Raw genomic sequence first — 15,661 nt, forward strand, 5'->3', positions numbered from 1 at the left:
TCCAGGTGCCCGCCGCCCAATGCCCCGCGCCCTCCTCCCGCTGCTGCTGATCTGCCTCCTGAGCCCGCTCGCGGTCGTTGCCGACGAACGCGCCGACGCCCAACGTCAGCTGGAACAGACGCAGAAAGACATCAATGAGCTGAAAAAGAACCTGAAGAACATCCAGGACGAGAAGTCCGGGGTGCAGAAGCAGCTCAAGTCCACCGAGACCCAGATGGGTGACCTGGAAAAGCAGATCAAGCAGATCCAGGACGAGATGAAGAAGAACGAGGATGAGCTGCAGCGCCTCGACGGGGAGAAAAAAAAACTCCAGGGCGCACGCCTTGAGCAGCAGCGCCTGATCGCCATCCAGGCCCGCGCCGCCTACCAGAGCGGCCGCCAGGAATACCTCAAGCTGCTGCTCAACCAGGAACATCCCGAAAAGTTCAGCCGCACCCTCACCTACTACGACTACATCAACAAGGCACGCCTGGAGCAGCTCTCGGCCTTCAACGAGACCCTGCGCCAGCTGAGCAACGTCGAGCAGGAAATCACCTCGCAGAAGGACGAGCAGGTCGCCCAGCAGACCGCTCTGGAAGCCCGCCGGCAGGAACTGGCCGACGCCCGCAAGGCGCGCCAGGAGACCCTGGCCAAGCTCAACAGCGACCTGAAGGACGGCAGCAGCAAGCTCAAGGACCGCGAGCAGAGCCAGGACGACCTGAACAAGGTCCTCAAGACCATCGAGGAAACCCTCGCCCGCCAGGCCCGCGAAGCCGAGGAAGCGCGCCAGCGCGCCCTGGCCGCCGAGCGCGAGCGGGTCAAGCGCGAGCAGGAACGCGCACAGGAACTGGCCGCACGCGGCGAAAAGCCCCAGGCACCGTCAAAACGCCCCGACTACAGCGGCCCGCTGGTATCCAGCGGTTCAGGCTTCGGCGGCGCCTTCGCCGCCACCAAGGGCAAGTTGCCCTGGCCGGTGGATGGCCGCGTCCTGGCGCGCTACGGGAGCCCGCGCGGCGACGACCCCCGCGCCACCTGGGACGGCGTGCTGATCGGCGCCAACGCTGGCAGCACTGTGCGCGCCGTGCACGGCGGCCGCGTGGTGTTCGCCGACTGGCTGCGCGGCTCGGGCCTGCTGGTCATTCTCGACCACGGTGGTGGCTACCTCAGCCTTTATGGGCATAATCAAAGTCTTCTGAAGGACGCCGGCGATACCGTCAAAGCGGGCGATCCCATTGCAACCGTGGGAGCCAGCGGGGGTCAGAGTACCCCGGCGGTGTATTTTGCCATTCGCCATCAGGGCCGCCCGGCGGACCCTTCGACCTGGTGTCGCACGCAGGGATAAGCGGCGATCACGCATTAGGAGCCAAACATGTCGCAAGCTTTCCGTCTCACTACCCTGGCCCTGGCCTTGCTGCTCGGCGTCGGTGCGGTCCAGGCCGCCGACGCGCCGGCCGCATCTCCTGCGGCCAACGGCAAGGAGGCTCCGCTGCCGCTCGACGAGCTGCGCACCTTTGCCGAGGTCCTGGACCGGGTGAAGGCGGCCTACGTCGAACCGGTGGATGACAAGACGCTGCTGGAGAATGCCATCAAGGGCATGCTCAGCAACCTCGATCCGCATTCGGCCTACCTCGGCCCGGAAGAGTTCGCCGAGCTGCAGGAAAGCACCAGCGGTGAGTTCGGTGGCCTGGGCATCGAGGTCGGCAGCGAGGATGGCTTCGTCAAGGTGATCTCGCCGATCGACGACACCCCTGCAGCCAACGCCGGCATCCAGCCGGGCGACCTGATCGTCAAGATCGACGGCAAGCCGACCAAGGGCCAGTCGATGAATGAGGCGGTGGACAGCATGCGCGGCAAAGCCGGCTCGCCGATCACCCTGACCATCGTGCGCGGCGGCGGCAAGCCGTTCGACGTAACCCTCAAACGCGCTGTCATCAAGGTCAAGAGCGTGAAGAGCCAGATGCTCGAACCGGGCTACGGCTACCTGCGCATCACCCAGTTCCAGGTGAACACCGGCGAGGAGACCGTCAAGGCGCTGTCCAAGCTGCGCAACGACAACAAGGGCAAGCTCAAGGGCATTGTGCTGGACCTGCGCAACAACCCCGGTGGCGTACTGCAGTCCGCGGTGGAAGTGGCCGACGCCTTCCTCACCAAGGGACTGATCGTCTACACCAAGGGCCGCATCCCGAACTCCGAGCTGCGCTTCTCCGCTGACCCGGCCGACCCGAGCGACGGCGTCCCGCTGGTGGTGCTGATCAACGGTGGCAGCGCCTCGGCGGCGGAAATCGTCGCCGGCGCCCTGCAGGACCAGAAGCGCGCGATCCTCATGGGTACCGACAGCTTCGGCAAGGGCTCGGTGCAGACCGTGCTGCCGCTGAACAACGACCGCGCCCTGAAGCTCACCACCGCGCTGTACTACACCCCCAACGGCCGCTCCATCCAGGCCCAGGGCATCACTCCGGACATCGAGGTGGAACGCGCCAAGGTGACCCGCGAGAAGAGCGAGTTCGACGGCTTCAAGGAAGCGGACCTGCAAGGCCACCTGGCCAACGGCAATGGCGGCCAGGATCGTCCGACCACTTCCGGCAAGCCTCCGGTGGATCGTCCGCAGGATGGCGACTACCAGCTCAGCCAAGCCCTCAGCCTGCTGAAAGGACTCAGCGTCAGCCGCGGCAACAACTGACCGATGTGCCCGGCCCGGCTGCTTTTCGGCCTGTGTCTGGGCGCGCTGCTGTGCCTGCCGGTGGCCGCTGCGCCCCGGCCGGGCGGCGGCAAGCCGCTGGTCAGCATCGTCATCGACGACCTCGGGCAGAACCTGGCGCGCGACCGCCAGGTGCTCGACATCTCCCCCGCCATCGCCCTGGCGATCATCCCCGATACACCCCACGCCGCCGAGCTGGCGCGCGAAGCGCACCATCGCGGGCGCACCGTGATGCTGCACATGCCGATGGACCCGGCTGGCGGTGATTTCGCCTGGCGCCCGGAACTGACCCAGGAAGAGCGCGCGCGCCGTCTCGACGCCGCGCTGGCGAAGGTGCCCTACGTGCAGGGCGTGAACAACCATGAAGGCAGCCGCATGACCGCCGACCGCCCGGCCATGGCCTGGCTGGCCGCGGAGCTGCAGCGCCGCCATCTGTTCCTGCTCGACAGCCGCACCAGCGCCGCCACCGTGGCTGCCGCCGAGGCGCAGAAGATCGGCCTCGCCAGTCTGTCGCGGGACGTTTTCCTCGACGACGATCCGAGCGAAGCGGCGGTGCTGGAGCAGATGCAGCGCGGCCTCGCGCTGGCTCGCAAGCAGGGCACGGTGGTGATGATCGGCCACCCGAAGCCGGCGACCCTGGCGGTGCTCAAGCGCGTGCTGCCGACCCTGAAGGCTCAGGGATTCGAACTGGTGCAGCCGTCGCTGATGATCGCCGAGCGCGGCAACCGCGCCATGGCGGGGCATGGGCAGAACGGGATCTACCGCTAGACGTGGGCTTTTCGTAGGAGCGAGGGGGACGCCTAGTTCTTGCTCGCGAACAGCCCAGGCACCGGAGTGTCCGAGAGCGGTTCGCGAGCAAGCTCGCTCCTACAAAGAGCAGTCAGGCTTGGGCGCCCGGACTGCAGGCTTACAGGTAGTTATTGGTCGCCTGCTCGATGAAGCCATCGGCACGCATTTCGTCCAGCGCCTTCTGCAGCTTCGCCACCACTTCGTCCGGGGTGTCCTTGTTGATCGCCAGGTACAGCTGGGCCTCGTTGAAGCGCAGCACGGTCTGCAGCCCGGACACACCTTCCTGCTTGGCCAGGTAGCGCCCCACCGGGTCGGTGGTGGCCCACAGGTCGATCTCGCCAGTAGTCAGCTTCTTCACGTTCTCCTGGTCGCGCAGCGCGTTGAGCACCGGGATGCCCTGGCTCTCCAGGTTCTGGCTGACGGCGTCGTTCTTGTAGGCACCGAGCTTGTACTTGGCGGCGTCCTTGAGGTCCTTCACCTTGATCGAACTGCCCGGCGGCGCGAGCAGGACCCAATGGGTCTTGGCGATCGGCCCGACCCACTTGAACAGTGGCACGCGCTCAGGCGTGTAGGTGGTGGAAAACAGCCCGTAGTCGGGCTTGTCGAGGGCCAGCTTGTACAGGCGGTCCCAGGGGAAGCGCAGACTCAGGCTGTACTGGATGCCGGCGCGCTTGAACATCTCGCGGACGATGTCGGCGCTGATGCCGTCGATACCGTCGTCACGGGCAAAGTTCTTGTCATCCACCGCCATGTTGAACGGCGGGAAGTTCTCGGTGAGCAGCACCATCTTGTAATCGGCGGGCAACTCGGCGCGGGCCGTGGCGGCCCCCACTAACAGACCCAGGGTAAGGGTCTTGATCAGGACTTTCAGCATGGTCATACCGCTCGCTTGGTTATCGTTATTGGGCTTGCGGCATCCCTGCAGAGGGGACGGAATACTTTGCTCGTCTGCCTTCCGTGGCAAAACCGGCGCCGAGGGATGTCGGCGCCAAACACAAAGGCCGGCGAGTGGCCGGCCTTCGGGTGTTACAGGTAACTGTTGAGTACGTCGTCGACGAAACCTTCGGCGCGCATCTTGTCCAGCGCCGCTTGCAGCTTCTGCACCACGGCGTCCGGGGTCTCGCGGTTCAGCGCGAGGAACAGCTGGTCGCTGTTGAAACGCAGCACGGTCTTCAGGCCGGTGACGCCCACCTGCTTGGCCAGGTAGCGGCCCGCCGGGTCACCGCTGGCCCAGAGGTCGATCTGACCGTCGCGCAGCTTGGCGGCATTCTCCTGGTCACGCAGCGCCAGCACCGGCTCGAAGCCATGCTCGCTCAGGTACTGCGCCATGGCGTCACCCTTGTAGGCGCCGACGCGGTACTTCTTGGCTTCATCCAGGTTGTTCAGGCTGATGGGGCTGTCAGCCTTGGCCAGCAGGACCCAGTCGTCCGGGCCGATCGGGCCGACCCATTTGAACTGGCTCTCGCGCTCGGGCAGGCGCGCGGTGACGAACACCCCGTAGCCGGGCTTCTCCAGCGCCAGCTTGTAGATGCGGTCCCAGGGGAAGCGCAGGGTCAGGCTGTACTGCACGCCGGCACGCTTGAACATCTCCTTGACGATATCCACGGCGATGCCGTCGATGCTGTCTTCCTGGGCGAAGTTCTTGCCGTTGATGGCCATGTTGTAGGGAGGGAAGTTCTCGGTGAGCAGCACCACGCTGTAGTCCGAAGAATCCGTTTCAGCCCTTGCCGCACTGGCCAGAAGCAGGCCGCAGCCTAGCCATGCGAGCAGAATGCGCTTCAGCATCGAGATATTTCCTGCGTATGACATTTCTGAGAAGGCGCAGAGCTTACTCGGAGAATTGACGTCAATAAACCCTATGAATATGGCGATGGGACATAGATACGCCAGTATCCCGGTCCAAAAACGCCAGTACCTTGACCGGGATGCGCCATAACCTTGACCGAAGCCTTGAGCTAGCAAGCTTCGTGCGCAGGAAGGGGATGCGGCCACCGGACGCAGGAGAAGGACGGCCGAGGGTAGAGCCATCGGGCCGGGAGAACCCCGGCCCGGAAGGGATCAGCGCACGACGATGCCGCGGCTGGCCAGGTAGGCTTTTGCCTCCGGCACGCTGTACTCGCCGAAGTGGAAGATGCTCGCCGCGAGCACCGCGTCGGCCTTGCCCTCGATGATGCCGGCGGCCAGGTGCTCCAGGTTGCCGACACCGCCGGAGGCGATCACCGGCACGCCCACGGCCTCACTGATGGCGCGGGTTACGCCCAGGTCGTAGCCGCTCTTCACACCGTCCTGGTCCATGCTGGTCAGCAGGATTTCACCGGCGCCCAGGCCTTCCATCTTCTTCGCCCATTCGACTGCGTCCAGCCCGGTGGGCTTGCGGCCGCCGTGGGTGAAGATCTCCCAGCGCGGGGTTTCGCCAGGGCCCGACACTTTCTTGGCGTCGATGGCGACCACGATGCACTGCGAGCCGAAGCGCGCGGCGGCTTCGCCGACGAACTCCGGGGTGAACACCGCCGCGGTGTTGATCGAGACCTTGTCCGCGCCGGCGTTGAGCAGGTTGCGGATGTCCTGCACCGTCCTGACGCCGCCGCCCACGGTCAGAGGGATGAACACGTGGCTGGCCATGCGCTCGACGGTATGCAGGGTGGTGTCGCGGCCATCGACGCTGGCGGTGATGTCGAGGAAGGTGATCTCGTCCGCACCCTGCTCGTCGTAGCGACGGGCGATTTCCACCGGGTCACCGGCGTCGCGGATGTTCTCGAACTTGACGCCCTTCACCACGCGGCCGTTGTCCACGTCGAGGCAGGGAATGATGCGTTTAGCCAGTGCCATAGCAATGCTCTCGTAGGATGGGTGGAGCGCAGCGATACCCATGCTGCCCCACCCAGGGTCCTCATCGCCGGGCTGCACCTTGATCGCGGCGCACCCAGCCTGCGTTCAGATCAGCCTTTGAAGCTGTCGCACAGCGCCTGTGCTTCGGCGACGTCGAGGGTGCCTTCGTAGATCGCGCGGCCGGTGATGGCGCCGACGATGCCCGGAGTGCGGGCGTCCAGCAGCTTCTGAATGTCACCCAGGTTGTGGATGCCGCCCGAAGCGATCACCGGGATGCGCGTGGCGTTGGCCAGGGCCGCAGTGGCTTCGACGTTGCAGCCCTGCATCATGCCGTCCTTCGCGATGTCGGTGTAGACGATCGCCGAGACGCCATCGGCTTCGAAACGCTTGGCCAGGTCGATCACCTGCACCGAGCTCACTTCCGCCCAGCCGTCGGTGGCGACGAAACCGTCTTTCGCGTCCAGGCCAACGATCACCTTGCCCGGGAAGGCCTTGCACGCTTCGGCGACAAACTCCGGCTGCTTGACCGCCTTGGTGCCGATGATCACATAGCTGACGCCGGCACGGACATAGTGCTCGATGGTTTCCAGCGAGCGGATGCCGCCGCCGATCTGGATCGGCAGGTTCGGGTAGCGCTTGGCGATGGCGGTGACCACTTCACCGTTGACCGGCTTGCCTTCGAAGGCGCCGTTCAGGTCCACCAGGTGCAGACGGCGGCAACCGCCCTCCACCCACTTGGCGGCCATGGACACCGGGTCGTCGGAGAACACCGTGGCGTCTTCCATCAGGCCCTGGCGCAGGCGCACGCAGGCGCCGTCTTTCAGATCGATTGCGGGGATGATCAGCATGGGTTGAACCTGCTCGAATCCAAAGATGAATGGGGTCGGGTCAGCTCTTCTCGAGCGCCCACAAGTCGCTTTCGATGCTCTCGAACCGGTCTTTCAGGTGAGATTGCACGTCGAAGATCGCCTTGTTGTAGAACAGCGGGCCGAACTCGCGCAGGAAGAAGTCCAGCGCCTCTTCGGCCTCGAAGGAACCGACATCCAGCTCGAAGCGATCTTCGAGGAAGCGCTGGATCGCCCGCGCCGCACTCTGGCGCTGGGCGCCATCGAGCTCGAGGATCGCCGGCTTGTCCTTCTGGCGGGCCATGGCTTACCAGCGCCCGTCCCAGGCGGCGAAGTTCTGCAGCAGCTGCAGGCCATGGGTATGGCTCTTCTCCGGGTGGAACTGCACGGCGAAGCGCGAGCCATCGGCCAGCGCGGCGGCGAAATCGACGCCGTAATGGCCGCGACCGACCACCTGGCGCGGGTTACCGGCCTGGATGTAGTAGCTGTGCACGAAGTAGAAGCGCGCGCGGTCCGGGATGTCGTGCCACAGCGGGTGATCCACGCTCTGCGCCACCTCGTTCCAGCCCATGTGCGGCACCTTCAGGTGCTCGCCGTCCTCGTGCAGGTCCTTGCCGAAGAAGCGCACCTGGCCGGGAAACAGGCCGATGCAGTCGACACCGTCGTTCTCCTCGCTGCGTTCCAGCAGCGCCTGCATGCCGACGCAGATGCCGAGGAACGGGCGGTCCTGGCTGACCTCGCGCACCAGGCTGTCGAAGCCCAGGCGCTTGATCTCGGCCATGCAGTCGCGGATCGCGCCGACGCCGGGGAACACCACGCGGTCCGCCTCGCGGATCACGTTGGCGTCGCTGGTCACCAGCACGCGACCGGCACCCACGCGCTCAAGCGCCTTGGACACCGAGTGCAGGTTGCCCATGCCGTAGTCGATGACGGCTACCGTCTGCATTACAGGCACCCTTTGGTGGACGGCATCTGGCCGGCCATGCGCTCATCCAGTTCGATGGCCATGCGCAGCGCGCGGCCGAAGGCCTTGAACACCGTCTCGATCTGGTGGTGGGTGTTGTGCCCGCGCAGGTTGTCGATGTGCAGGGTGACGTTGGCGTGGTTGACGAAGCCCTGGAAGAACTCCATGAACAGGTCGACATCGAAGCCACCGACGCTGGCGCGGGTGAACGGCACGTGCATCTGCAGGCCGGGGCGACCGGAGAAGTCGATGACCACGCGCGACAGCGCCTCGTCCAGCGGCACGTAGGCATGACCGTAGCGGCGGATGCCTTTCTTGTCGCCGATGGCCTTGGCAAAAGCCTGGCCGAGGGTGATGCCGATGTCTTCGACGGTATGGTGGTCGTCGATATGCAGGTCGCCCTTGCACTCGATGTCCAGGTCGATCAGGCCGTGGCGGGCGATCTGGTCCATCATGTGCTCGAGGAAGGGAACCCCGGTATCGAAGCGGGCCTTGCCCGTTCCATCCAGGTCGATGGAAACCTTGATCTGGGTTTCCAGGGTGTCGCGCGCGACGGATGCCTTGCGTTCGGCCATCACCAGCTCCACAGCTAACACTGCACGTAATTATAAGAAGGGGCGGCATTATAGGCGCGCCGTGCGCTGCGCGGCTATGGGCGGTGGTCGGCGCTGGCCGATAGTCCTACACTGCGCGGCTCGCCTTTCGAGGATTGCCCATGCCCGTCGTCGTCCAGCACCTGACCCAGCCCAGCGACCAGGACCGCCAGGACCTGCTGAAGATCTACGCCGACGCGCCGCAATGGCTGCTGGCGCCCTTCGCCGATACCAATGAACTGGTCGAGCAAGGGCTTGCCGAGGGCCGGCTGTTCACCGGGCGCTTCAACGATCGCCTGCTGGGCGCCGCCTGGATCGAGCGCGACGCAGACACTTGGCGACTGTCCCGCCTGTGCGTGCGCCAGATCACCCGCAACCGTGGCGTCGCCCGGCGCCTGCTGGAAGAGGCGCAACGCCTGGCCGTCCTGCAGGGCGCTGCGCTGCGCCTGAGCGCTCCGCAAGACCAGCCCGAAGCCGTGCGCTTCGCCGAGCACCTGGGCCTGACGCTGCTGCCTGCCTGACCTGGCATCGCCGGGGAACCGCGCGGCAAGTCCCCGTTCAAACTTCGCAATAGCTGATCCCGCCTTTCCGGGCTGGGGCGCCGCTGCGTCATTGGTATACTTTCCCGCTACTCCACCCGCCGCCTGAACAAGGACCCGTACATGAAAGCGTTCGGCAAAATCATCGGCATCGTTGCCCTGGTCCTGCTGCTGCTCGTCGTCGCCGCCGGCTTCGTGCTGAGCCACTTCTTCGACCCGAACGACTACAAGGACGAGATCCGCCAGCTCGCCCGGGACAAGGCCAACCTCGAGCTGAACCTCAAGGGCGACATCGGCTGGAGCCTCTTCCCCTGGCTGGGCCTGGAGCTGCATGACACCAGCGTGGCGAGCCTGCAGACGCCGGACAAGCCGTTCGCTGATGCGCAGCTGCTGGCCATGTCCGTACGCGTGCTGCCGCTGCTGCGTAAAGAAGTGCAGATGAGCGACATCCGCGTCGAAGGCCTGACCCTGTCCCTGAACAAGGACAAGAACGGCGTCGGCAACTGGGAAAGCATCGGCAAGCCCACCCAGCCGACCACCGGCACGCCGCCCGCCGCACAACCGGCGCCGGCGCCGGCGCCGAGCGAGCCAGCCAAACCCGCAGCCGGCGAAGGCCACCAGGCGATGAAGCTGGACATCGACAGCCTCAGCGTGAAGAACGCCCGCATCGACTACGCCGACGCCCAGAGCGGCAAGAACTACAGCGTCGAAGGCATCGAGCTGACCACCGGCGCGATCCGCGAGGGCAGCAACATCCCGGTCAAACTCAGCGCCTACCTGGGCACCAACCAGCCGGTGATCCGCGCGCGCACCGAGCTGACCGGCAACCTGCGCTTCGACCGCGCGCTCAAGCGCTACCAGCTCGAAGACGCCAAGCTCTCCGGCGAAGTCTCCGGCGATCCGTTCCAGGGCAAGACCGCCAACTACAGCGCCCAGGGCCAGCTGGTACTCGACCAGGCCGCCCAGGTTGCCGAGTGGAACGGCCTACAGGTCACCGTCAACCAGTTGCGCGCCCTCGGCGAGCTGAAGGCCCGCGAGCTGGATAAAGAGCCCAAGTTCGACGGCGGCCTGTCGCTGGCGCCGTTCAACCTGCGCGAATTCCTCGAAGGCATCGGCCAGACCCTGCCGGAAATGGCCGACGCCACCACCCTCACCAAGCTGGAACTGGCCACCCGCGTCAGCGGCACCCGTAACAGCCTGGCCCTGAATGACATCATCCTGAAGCTGGACGACAGCGCCTTCAGCGGCAACCTCGGCATCGCCGACTTCGGCAAGCAGGCGATCCGCGCCCAGCTGTCCGGCGACAAGCTGAACCTCGACCGCTACCTGCCGGCCAAGGTCAAGAAAGCCCAGGACGCCACCAACAGCGCACGCAAGGCCGAAGTCGACGCCACCGCGCAGAACGCCATCAAGGGCGACACCCCGCTGCCCAACCAGCCGACCCAGCAGGCCTGGAGCGATGCCCCGCTGCTGCCCATCGCCCGCCTGCGCGCGCTGGACCTCGACGCCGGCCTGAACCTCGGCCAGCTGACCCTGGACAAGCTGCCCATCGACAACGCCGTGCTCAAGCTGCGTGGCCAGGGCGGCCTGCTCAACCTCGACGACCTGCGTGGCGAGCTTTACGACGGCAAGTTCAACGCCACCGCCACCCTCGACGTGCGCCAGGACGTACCGACCCTGCAGGCGAAGAAACACATCGCCGACGTACCGGTGGAGCGCCTGCTCGAATCCCAGGGCCAGAAGCCGCCGGTGAAGGGCCTGCTGGACCTTGACGCCGACATCACCACCCAGGGCAACAGTCAAAAGGCCTGGATCGACAACCTCAACGGCACCGCGCACTTCGTCCTGACCCAGGGGGTGCTGCTCAACGCCAACCTCGAACAGCAGCTGTGCCAGGGCATCGCCACGCTCAACCGCAAGTCGCTGACTGGCGAGCATGGCGGCAAGGACACGCCCTTCCGCGAGCTGCAGGGCAACCTGGTGTTCCGCAATGGCGTGGCCAGCAACCCTGACCTCAAGGCCAGCATCCCCGGCCTGACCGTCAAGGCCGACGGCGACCTCGACCTGCGCGTGCTGGGCATGGACTACCGCGTCGGCGTCACCATCGAAGGCGACAAGAGCGACATGCCCGACCCCGCCTGCGAAGTGAACAAGCGCTACGTCGGCATCGAATGGCCGCTGCGCTGCCGCGGCCCGCTGGAACTGGGCGCCAAGGCCTGCCGCCTGGACAAGGACGGCATCGGCAAGATCGCCGCACGTTTGGCCGGGGACCGGCTGAACCAGAAACTCGAAGAGAAGCTCGGCGACAAGGTCAGTCCCGAACTCAAAGACGCACTCAAAGGGCTGTTCAAGAAGTGACCCCGCAAAGCTTCAACTCGGCCGTGCTCGACTGGTTCGACACGCACGGCCGCCATGACCTGCCCTGGCAGCAGAACATCACGCCCTACCGGGTGTGGGTTTCGGAAATCATGCTGCAGCAGACCCAGGTCAGCACCGTGATGGGCTATTACGACCGCTTCATGACCGCGCTGCCGACGGTCGCAGACCTCGCCAACGCGCCAGAGGACGAGGTGCTGCACCTGTGGACGGGCCTGGGCTACTACACCCGCGCCCGCAACCTGCACAAGACCGCGAAGACGGTGATGGAACAGCACGGCGGAGAATTCCCCCGTGACGTCGAACAGCTCGCCGAGCTGCCCGGCATCGGCCGCTCCACCGCCGGCGCCATCGCCAGCATCTCCATGGGCCTGCGTGCGCCGATCCTCGACGGCAACGTCAAGCGCGTGCTGGCGCGCTATATCGCCTGCGACGGCTATCCGGGCGAGCCCAAGGTTGCCAGGCAGCTGTGGGAAGCCGCCGAGCGCTTCACGCCGCAGGAGCGGGTCAACCACTACACCCAGGCGATGATGGATCTGGGCGCCACCCTCTGCACCCGCAGCAAGCCGAGCTGCCTGCTCTGCCCGCTGCGCGAGGGCTGCCGCGCGCACTTCCTCGGCCGCGAGACCGACTTCCCGGTGTCCAAGCCGCGCAAGGCGCTGCCGCAGAAGCGCACGCTGATGCCGATCCTGGCCAACCGCGAGGGCGACATCCTGCTTTATCGCCGTCCGTCGACTGGCCTCTGGGGCGGGCTGTGGAGCTTCCCCGAACTGGACGACCTGGCCGCCCTCGACCCGCTGGCCCAGCGCCACGCCCTGCGCCTGGGCGAGCGCCGCGAGCTGCCCGGCCTGACCCATACCTTCAGCCACTTCCAGCTGGCCATCGAGCCCTGGCTGGTGCGCGTCGAGGACGCAGCCACCGCCGTGGCCGAGGCCGACTGGCTCTGGTATAACCTCGCCACCCCGCCGCGGCTCGGCCTTGCCGCCCCGGTGAAGAAGCTGCTCAAACGAGCCGCCGACGTGTTGAACGCAGGAGAAATGTCATGACCCGACTGGTGATGTGCCGCAAATTCAAAGAAGAGCTGCCCGGCCTCGATCGCGCGCCCTATCCCGGAGCCAAAGGCCAGGACATCTACGAGCACGTCTCGAAGAAAGCCTGGGAGGAATGGCAGAAGCACCAGACCATGCTGATCAACGAGCGTCGCCTGAACATGATGAATGCCGAGGATCGCAAGTTCCTCACCGCCGAGATGGACAAGTTCCTGTCGGGCGAGGAATACGCGCAGGCCGAGGGCTACGTCCCGCCCAGCGCGTAAGCTTCGGTATTATTTGAAAAATTTTTTCGCGGCACGCTTGACACCCCTTCCGAAAACCCTTTTAATGCGCGCCACGTTGCCCAGGTAGCTCAGTTGGTAGAGCAGGGGATTGAAAATCCCCGTGTCGGCGGTTCGATTCCGTCCCTGGGCACCAAGCCTTCCGAAAAGCCCCTGAAATCGCGAGATTTCAGGGGCTTTTTCATTCCGCTCCGCACAAGTCACTCCCCCGCCCCCGCACGCTCCCACGATTCGTATCGAATGTTTGCCTAACTGCAGTGTCTACTGGCACATAGCACATCGATCTTTCAGAATCATGACCATCCGGACGATTTCCACACTTCAGTGGGATACCCTCCGGGATTCGATGTTTCGTAGCGGAGTCACTGTGCGCAAACTCATAAGCTGGTGGAATTCCCGGGGCAACCTGGTTTCCCTGTCTGCCCTCTTCCTGCTGGTGCCGCTGATCGGCCGCTACAGCCTTGGCTGGGGCTCCCCGTTGGGCTACCTGTCGGACCTGGCGCTCGGCACCCTGCTGGTCGTCGCACTGCACAACCGACGACTGCTCATCGCCATTCCGGTCATGCTGGTCTGGGCGCTTTCGGTGATTGGCACCGCCGAGCTGGTCAGCGCCGTGGGCCGCATGCCTGCGCCGGAAGACCTGCACTTCCTCGCCGACCCGACCTTCGTCGCCAACTCCACCGAGGGCGGCGGCCTCAACCACCTGCACCTGGCGATCCTGATCGGCGCTGGCATCCTGCTCTGCGCGCTGCTCTGGCGCCGCCGCGAAAAGCCGCTGCCAGGCTACGCCTATGCTGTGCCGGCCGTGCTGCTGGCCGCCCACGCAAGCGTGCAGTACTTCCAGCCCAGCGATGCGGAAATGTGGAAGCAGTTCAACCTGCCGCACCAGCTGGTCTCCCGCGCCGTCACCAGCGGCGAAATGGCCTACCAGGACTGGCGCGACCGCGGCCAGCCGGAGGCCCGCCCGGACGTCACCGGCCTGACCCAGCACGACCTCCACGGCACTCCGCTGCTGGCTGGCCGCGGCCAGGCGAAGAACGTGCTGATCATCGCCATGGAAGGTATTCCCGGCGCCTACGTCGCCACCAACCGTGCCGCCCTGAGCAGCAGTTACGAAGAATCGATGATGCCGCGCCTGAGCACCTGGGCCGAGCGCGCCATGACCACCCCGGACTACGTGGTGCACAGCCACCAGACCATCCGCGGCCTCTACGCCATGCTCTGCGGCGACTACAGCAAGCTGGACAACGGCACGCCCAAGGGCGTCGAGCTGCTGGGCAATCCGACCCGCGCCGCCGAATGCCTGCCGGCGCAGATGCACCAGGCCGGCTTCAGCACCCACTTCCTGCAGGGCGCCGGGCTGCGCTTCATGGCCAAGGACAAGGTCATGCCAGCCATGGGCTTCGACAAGACCCTGGGCCGCGACTGGTTCAAGAAGAAGCCCTACCTGGAGTTCGCCTGGGGCATGGATGACAAGGCCTTCTTCGAAGGTGCGCTGGACTATGTCGGCCAGCTGCGCCAGAAGAAGCAGCCGTGGATGCTCACCCTGCTCACCGTCGGCACCCACCAGCCGTATTCGGCCACGCCGGAATACCTGGCCAAGTACCCGACCCCACGGCAGGCAGCCGTTGCCTACCTGGACGATGCCGTCGACGCCTTCCTCAAGGGCCTGGAAGAAAAAGGCGTGCTCAAGGACACCCTGGTGATCGTCACCTCCGACGAATCCCATGGCATCGACAACGTGCGCCTTGCCTCGGCCTGGGGCCTGAACCTGATCCTTGCACCGGAACAGGCCGCACTGCCGCCGGTGAAGGCCGGCGTCTACGGCCATGTCGACCTGGAGTCCTCGGTGCTCGACTACTTCGCGATCAAGGCGCCGCAGGATATCGCCGGTCGCTCGCTGTTCCGCGAATACACCAGCGGCCGCGAGATGGTGTCCTTCACCAACGGCATGCAGCGTTATCACGACGGCAAGGGCAACTTCACCGAGTGCGACTTCCAGCAGGTCTGCCGGCGCTACAAGAGTGACGGCTTCATCGCCGACACCGCCAAGTTCGAAGGCCGCTTCAGCGGTCGCGACGCCCGCCTGATGACTGCCCGCGCGGACATCCTCGACCAGTCGGTGACCAAGGCGCAGTCGGCCCGCGAATACCAGTTCGCGACCAAGGAACGCATCCGCCTGAAGCCGCAGATCGACAACGAGTACACCGACAACCTGATCGGCGCGCAGTACCTGGAATTCCCGGCCAACACCCACACCACGGTGCGCCTGAAGATTCGCGCGATCCAGATGGACGCCAATGGGGCGAAAGTGACGCTCAAGACGCGCTCCTTCGAGAAGCCGGTGCCCATCGAGATGCCGGACTTCCCGCTGGTGAAACGCAACCAGCCGCTGGAAGTGACCTTCGGCTTCGATAACGAAGAAGCGCGCAAGGCGTTCTCCTTCCACCTGCTTGCAGAAGGCAAGGGCGTCATCGAGATCACCGATTTCCACGTGCTGACCCAGCCGCGCAAATCGACGATCAACGCCACCGAAGGCGGCGGCACGGGCCTGGCCGACGCCAACAAGCCGCTGACGATCCCGCGCCTGTCCGGGCACCCGAACCTGATGGCCAGCCAACCACCGGATTCCCAGGACGACATCACGCCCGCCGAAGCACTCGAAGATCCGAACCCGCAGCTGCGGCAGATGATGCAGTAACCCCCACCGGCGGCC

General features: G+C 65.5%; 15 protein-coding genes and 1 tRNA gene. 9 read left to right on the top strand and 7 right to left on the bottom strand.

Annotated features, from left to right (window positions below; translation table 11 throughout):
* The first annotated feature begins 19 nt into the window (after positions 1-19).
* Genes ABKS89_RS28305 through ABKS89_RS28315 form a run of 3 tightly spaced genes read left to right on the top strand, consistent with a single transcriptional unit; the run spans position 20 to position 3,445 of the window.
* Positions 20-1,321: a murein hydrolase activator EnvC family protein gene (locus tag ABKS89_RS28305; RefSeq protein ID WP_348588437.1), complete on the top strand. Its 1,302-nt coding sequence runs from the start codon at positions 20-22 to the stop codon at positions 1,319-1,321.
* Between the two features lie 27 nt (positions 1,322-1,348).
* The gene (locus ABKS89_RS28310; protein ID WP_348588438.1) at positions 1,349-2,659 is read left to right on the top strand and encodes a S41 family peptidase; all 1,311 of its coding nucleotides are present in this window, start codon (positions 1,349-1,351) and stop codon (positions 2,657-2,659) included.
* Between the two features lie 3 nt (positions 2,660-2,662).
* Positions 2,663-3,445 carry a divergent polysaccharide deacetylase family protein gene (locus ABKS89_RS28315; protein ID WP_348588439.1) on the top strand — a complete coding sequence of 261 codons (783 nt, stop codon included), beginning with the start codon at positions 2,663-2,665 and terminating at the stop codon, positions 3,443-3,445.
* Between the two features lie 139 nt (positions 3,446-3,584).
* Here the strand turns inward: ABKS89_RS28315 and ABKS89_RS28320 are convergent, their stop codons facing one another.
* The 7 genes from ABKS89_RS28320 to hisB all read right to left on the bottom strand — a co-directional run bounded on the left by ABKS89_RS28320 (position 3,585) and on the right by hisB (position 8,679).
* Positions 3,585-4,340 (bottom strand): substrate-binding periplasmic protein, encoded by a 756-nt coding sequence (locus ABKS89_RS28320; protein WP_138213858.1) that lies wholly within the window; start codon positions 4,338-4,340, stop codon positions 3,585-3,587.
* 152 nt (positions 4,341-4,492) lie between these two features.
* On the bottom strand, positions 4,493-5,248 hold the full coding sequence (locus ABKS89_RS28325; RefSeq protein WP_431312044.1) for a substrate-binding periplasmic protein: 756 nt from the start codon (positions 5,246-5,248) through the stop codon (positions 4,493-4,495).
* Positions 5,249-5,524: 276 nt separating this feature from the next.
* Positions 5,525-6,295 carry an imidazole glycerol phosphate synthase subunit HisF gene (gene hisF, locus ABKS89_RS28330; protein ID WP_348588440.1) on the bottom strand — a complete coding sequence of 257 codons (771 nt, stop codon included), beginning with the start codon at positions 6,293-6,295 and terminating at the stop codon, positions 5,525-5,527.
* A gap of 110 nt (positions 6,296-6,405) precedes the next feature.
* The gene (gene hisA / locus ABKS89_RS28335) at positions 6,406-7,143 is read right to left on the bottom strand and encodes a 1-(5-phosphoribosyl)-5-[(5-phosphoribosylamino)methylideneamino]imidazole-4-carboxamide isomerase (RefSeq protein ID WP_054910490.1); all 738 of its coding nucleotides are present in this window, start codon (positions 7,141-7,143) and stop codon (positions 6,406-6,408) included.
* Positions 7,144-7,183: 40 nt separating this feature from the next.
* A complete protein-coding gene (locus ABKS89_RS28340) occupies positions 7,184-7,444 on the bottom strand; it encodes a DUF2164 domain-containing protein (RefSeq protein ID WP_045215778.1) in 261 nt (86 codons plus the stop codon).
* 3 nt (positions 7,445-7,447) lie between these two features.
* Positions 7,448-8,086, bottom strand: a complete 639-nt coding sequence (hisH, locus tag ABKS89_RS28345; RefSeq protein WP_081515338.1) for an imidazole glycerol phosphate synthase subunit HisH — start codon at positions 8,084-8,086, stop codon at positions 7,448-7,450.
* Positions 8,086-8,679: an imidazoleglycerol-phosphate dehydratase HisB gene (hisB, locus tag ABKS89_RS28350; RefSeq protein ID WP_015479330.1), complete on the bottom strand. Its 594-nt coding sequence runs from the start codon at positions 8,677-8,679 to the stop codon at positions 8,086-8,088. The genes hisH and hisB overlap by 1 nt, the downstream gene beginning before the upstream one ends.
* Positions 8,680-8,819: 140 nt before the next feature.
* On the opposite strand from hisB, the gene panM reads away from it, so the two are divergent.
* From panM to ABKS89_RS28380, 6 genes are all read left to right on the top strand, one after another.
* Positions 8,820-9,218, top strand: coding sequence for an aspartate 1-decarboxylase autocleavage activator PanM (gene panM / locus ABKS89_RS28355; protein ID WP_138213854.1), 399 nt, complete (start codon positions 8,820-8,822; stop codon positions 9,216-9,218).
* Positions 9,219-9,359: 141 nt separating this feature from the next.
* Positions 9,360-11,594, top strand: coding sequence for an AsmA family protein (locus ABKS89_RS28360; protein WP_348588441.1), 2,235 nt, complete (start codon positions 9,360-9,362; stop codon positions 11,592-11,594).
* Positions 11,591-12,658 (top strand): A/G-specific adenine glycosylase, encoded by a 1,068-nt coding sequence (gene mutY / locus ABKS89_RS28365; protein ID WP_138213852.1) that lies wholly within the window; start codon positions 11,591-11,593, stop codon positions 12,656-12,658. Before ABKS89_RS28360 ends, mutY begins: the two co-directional genes overlap by 4 nt.
* Positions 12,655-12,927 carry an oxidative damage protection protein gene (locus tag ABKS89_RS28370; RefSeq protein ID WP_138213851.1) on the top strand — a complete coding sequence of 91 codons (273 nt, stop codon included), beginning with the start codon at positions 12,655-12,657 and terminating at the stop codon, positions 12,925-12,927. Before mutY ends, ABKS89_RS28370 begins: the two co-directional genes overlap by 4 nt.
* Before the next feature lie 78 nt (positions 12,928-13,005).
* Positions 13,006-13,081 (top strand) — tRNA-Phe (locus ABKS89_RS28375).
* Positions 13,082-13,312: 231 nt separating this feature from the next.
* Entirely contained in the window at positions 13,313-15,646 is a 2,334-nt protein-coding gene (locus tag ABKS89_RS28380; RefSeq protein WP_348588442.1) for an LTA synthase family protein, read from the top strand.
* Positions 15,647-15,661: the final 15 nt, after the last annotated feature.

The organism is Pseudomonas sp. LABIM340 (genome assembly GCF_040017195.2).
Classification (GTDB): domain Bacteria; phylum Pseudomonadota; class Gammaproteobacteria; order Pseudomonadales; family Pseudomonadaceae; genus Pseudomonas.

Bases quoted from the DNA above. Each gene is read 5' to 3' on its own strand.
- ABKS89_RS28305 (WP_348588437.1), top strand. From the start codon at position 20: ATGCCCCGCGCCCTCCTCCCGCTGCTGCTGATCTGCCTCCTGAGCCCG.
- ABKS89_RS28310 (WP_348588438.1), top strand. From the start codon at position 1,349: ATGTCGCAAGCTTTCCGTCTCACTACCCTGGCCCTGGCCTTGCTGCTC.
- ABKS89_RS28315 (WP_348588439.1), top strand. From the start codon at position 2,663: ATGTGCCCGGCCCGGCTGCTTTTCGGCCTGTGTCTGGGCGCGCTGCTG.
- ABKS89_RS28320 (WP_138213858.1), bottom strand. From the start codon at position 4,340: ATGCTGAAAGTCCTGATCAAGACCCTTACCCTGGGTCTGTTAGTGGGG.
- hisF (WP_348588440.1), bottom strand. From the start codon at position 6,295: ATGGCACTGGCTAAACGCATCATTCCCTGCCTCGACGTGGACAACGGC.
- hisA (WP_054910490.1), bottom strand. From the start codon at position 7,143: ATGCTGATCATCCCCGCAATCGATCTGAAAGACGGCGCCTGCGTGCGC.
- ABKS89_RS28340 (WP_045215778.1), bottom strand. From the start codon at position 7,444: ATGGCCCGCCAGAAGGACAAGCCGGCGATCCTCGAGCTCGATGGCGCC.
- hisH (WP_081515338.1), bottom strand. From the start codon at position 8,086: ATGCAGACGGTAGCCGTCATCGACTACGGCATGGGCAACCTGCACTCG.
- hisB (WP_015479330.1), bottom strand. From the start codon at position 8,679: ATGGCCGAACGCAAGGCATCCGTCGCGCGCGACACCCTGGAAACCCAG.
- panM (WP_138213854.1), top strand. From the start codon at position 8,820: ATGCCCGTCGTCGTCCAGCACCTGACCCAGCCCAGCGACCAGGACCGC.
- ABKS89_RS28360 (WP_348588441.1), top strand. From the start codon at position 9,360: ATGAAAGCGTTCGGCAAAATCATCGGCATCGTTGCCCTGGTCCTGCTG.
- ABKS89_RS28370 (WP_138213851.1), top strand. From the start codon at position 12,655: ATGACCCGACTGGTGATGTGCCGCAAATTCAAAGAAGAGCTGCCCGGC.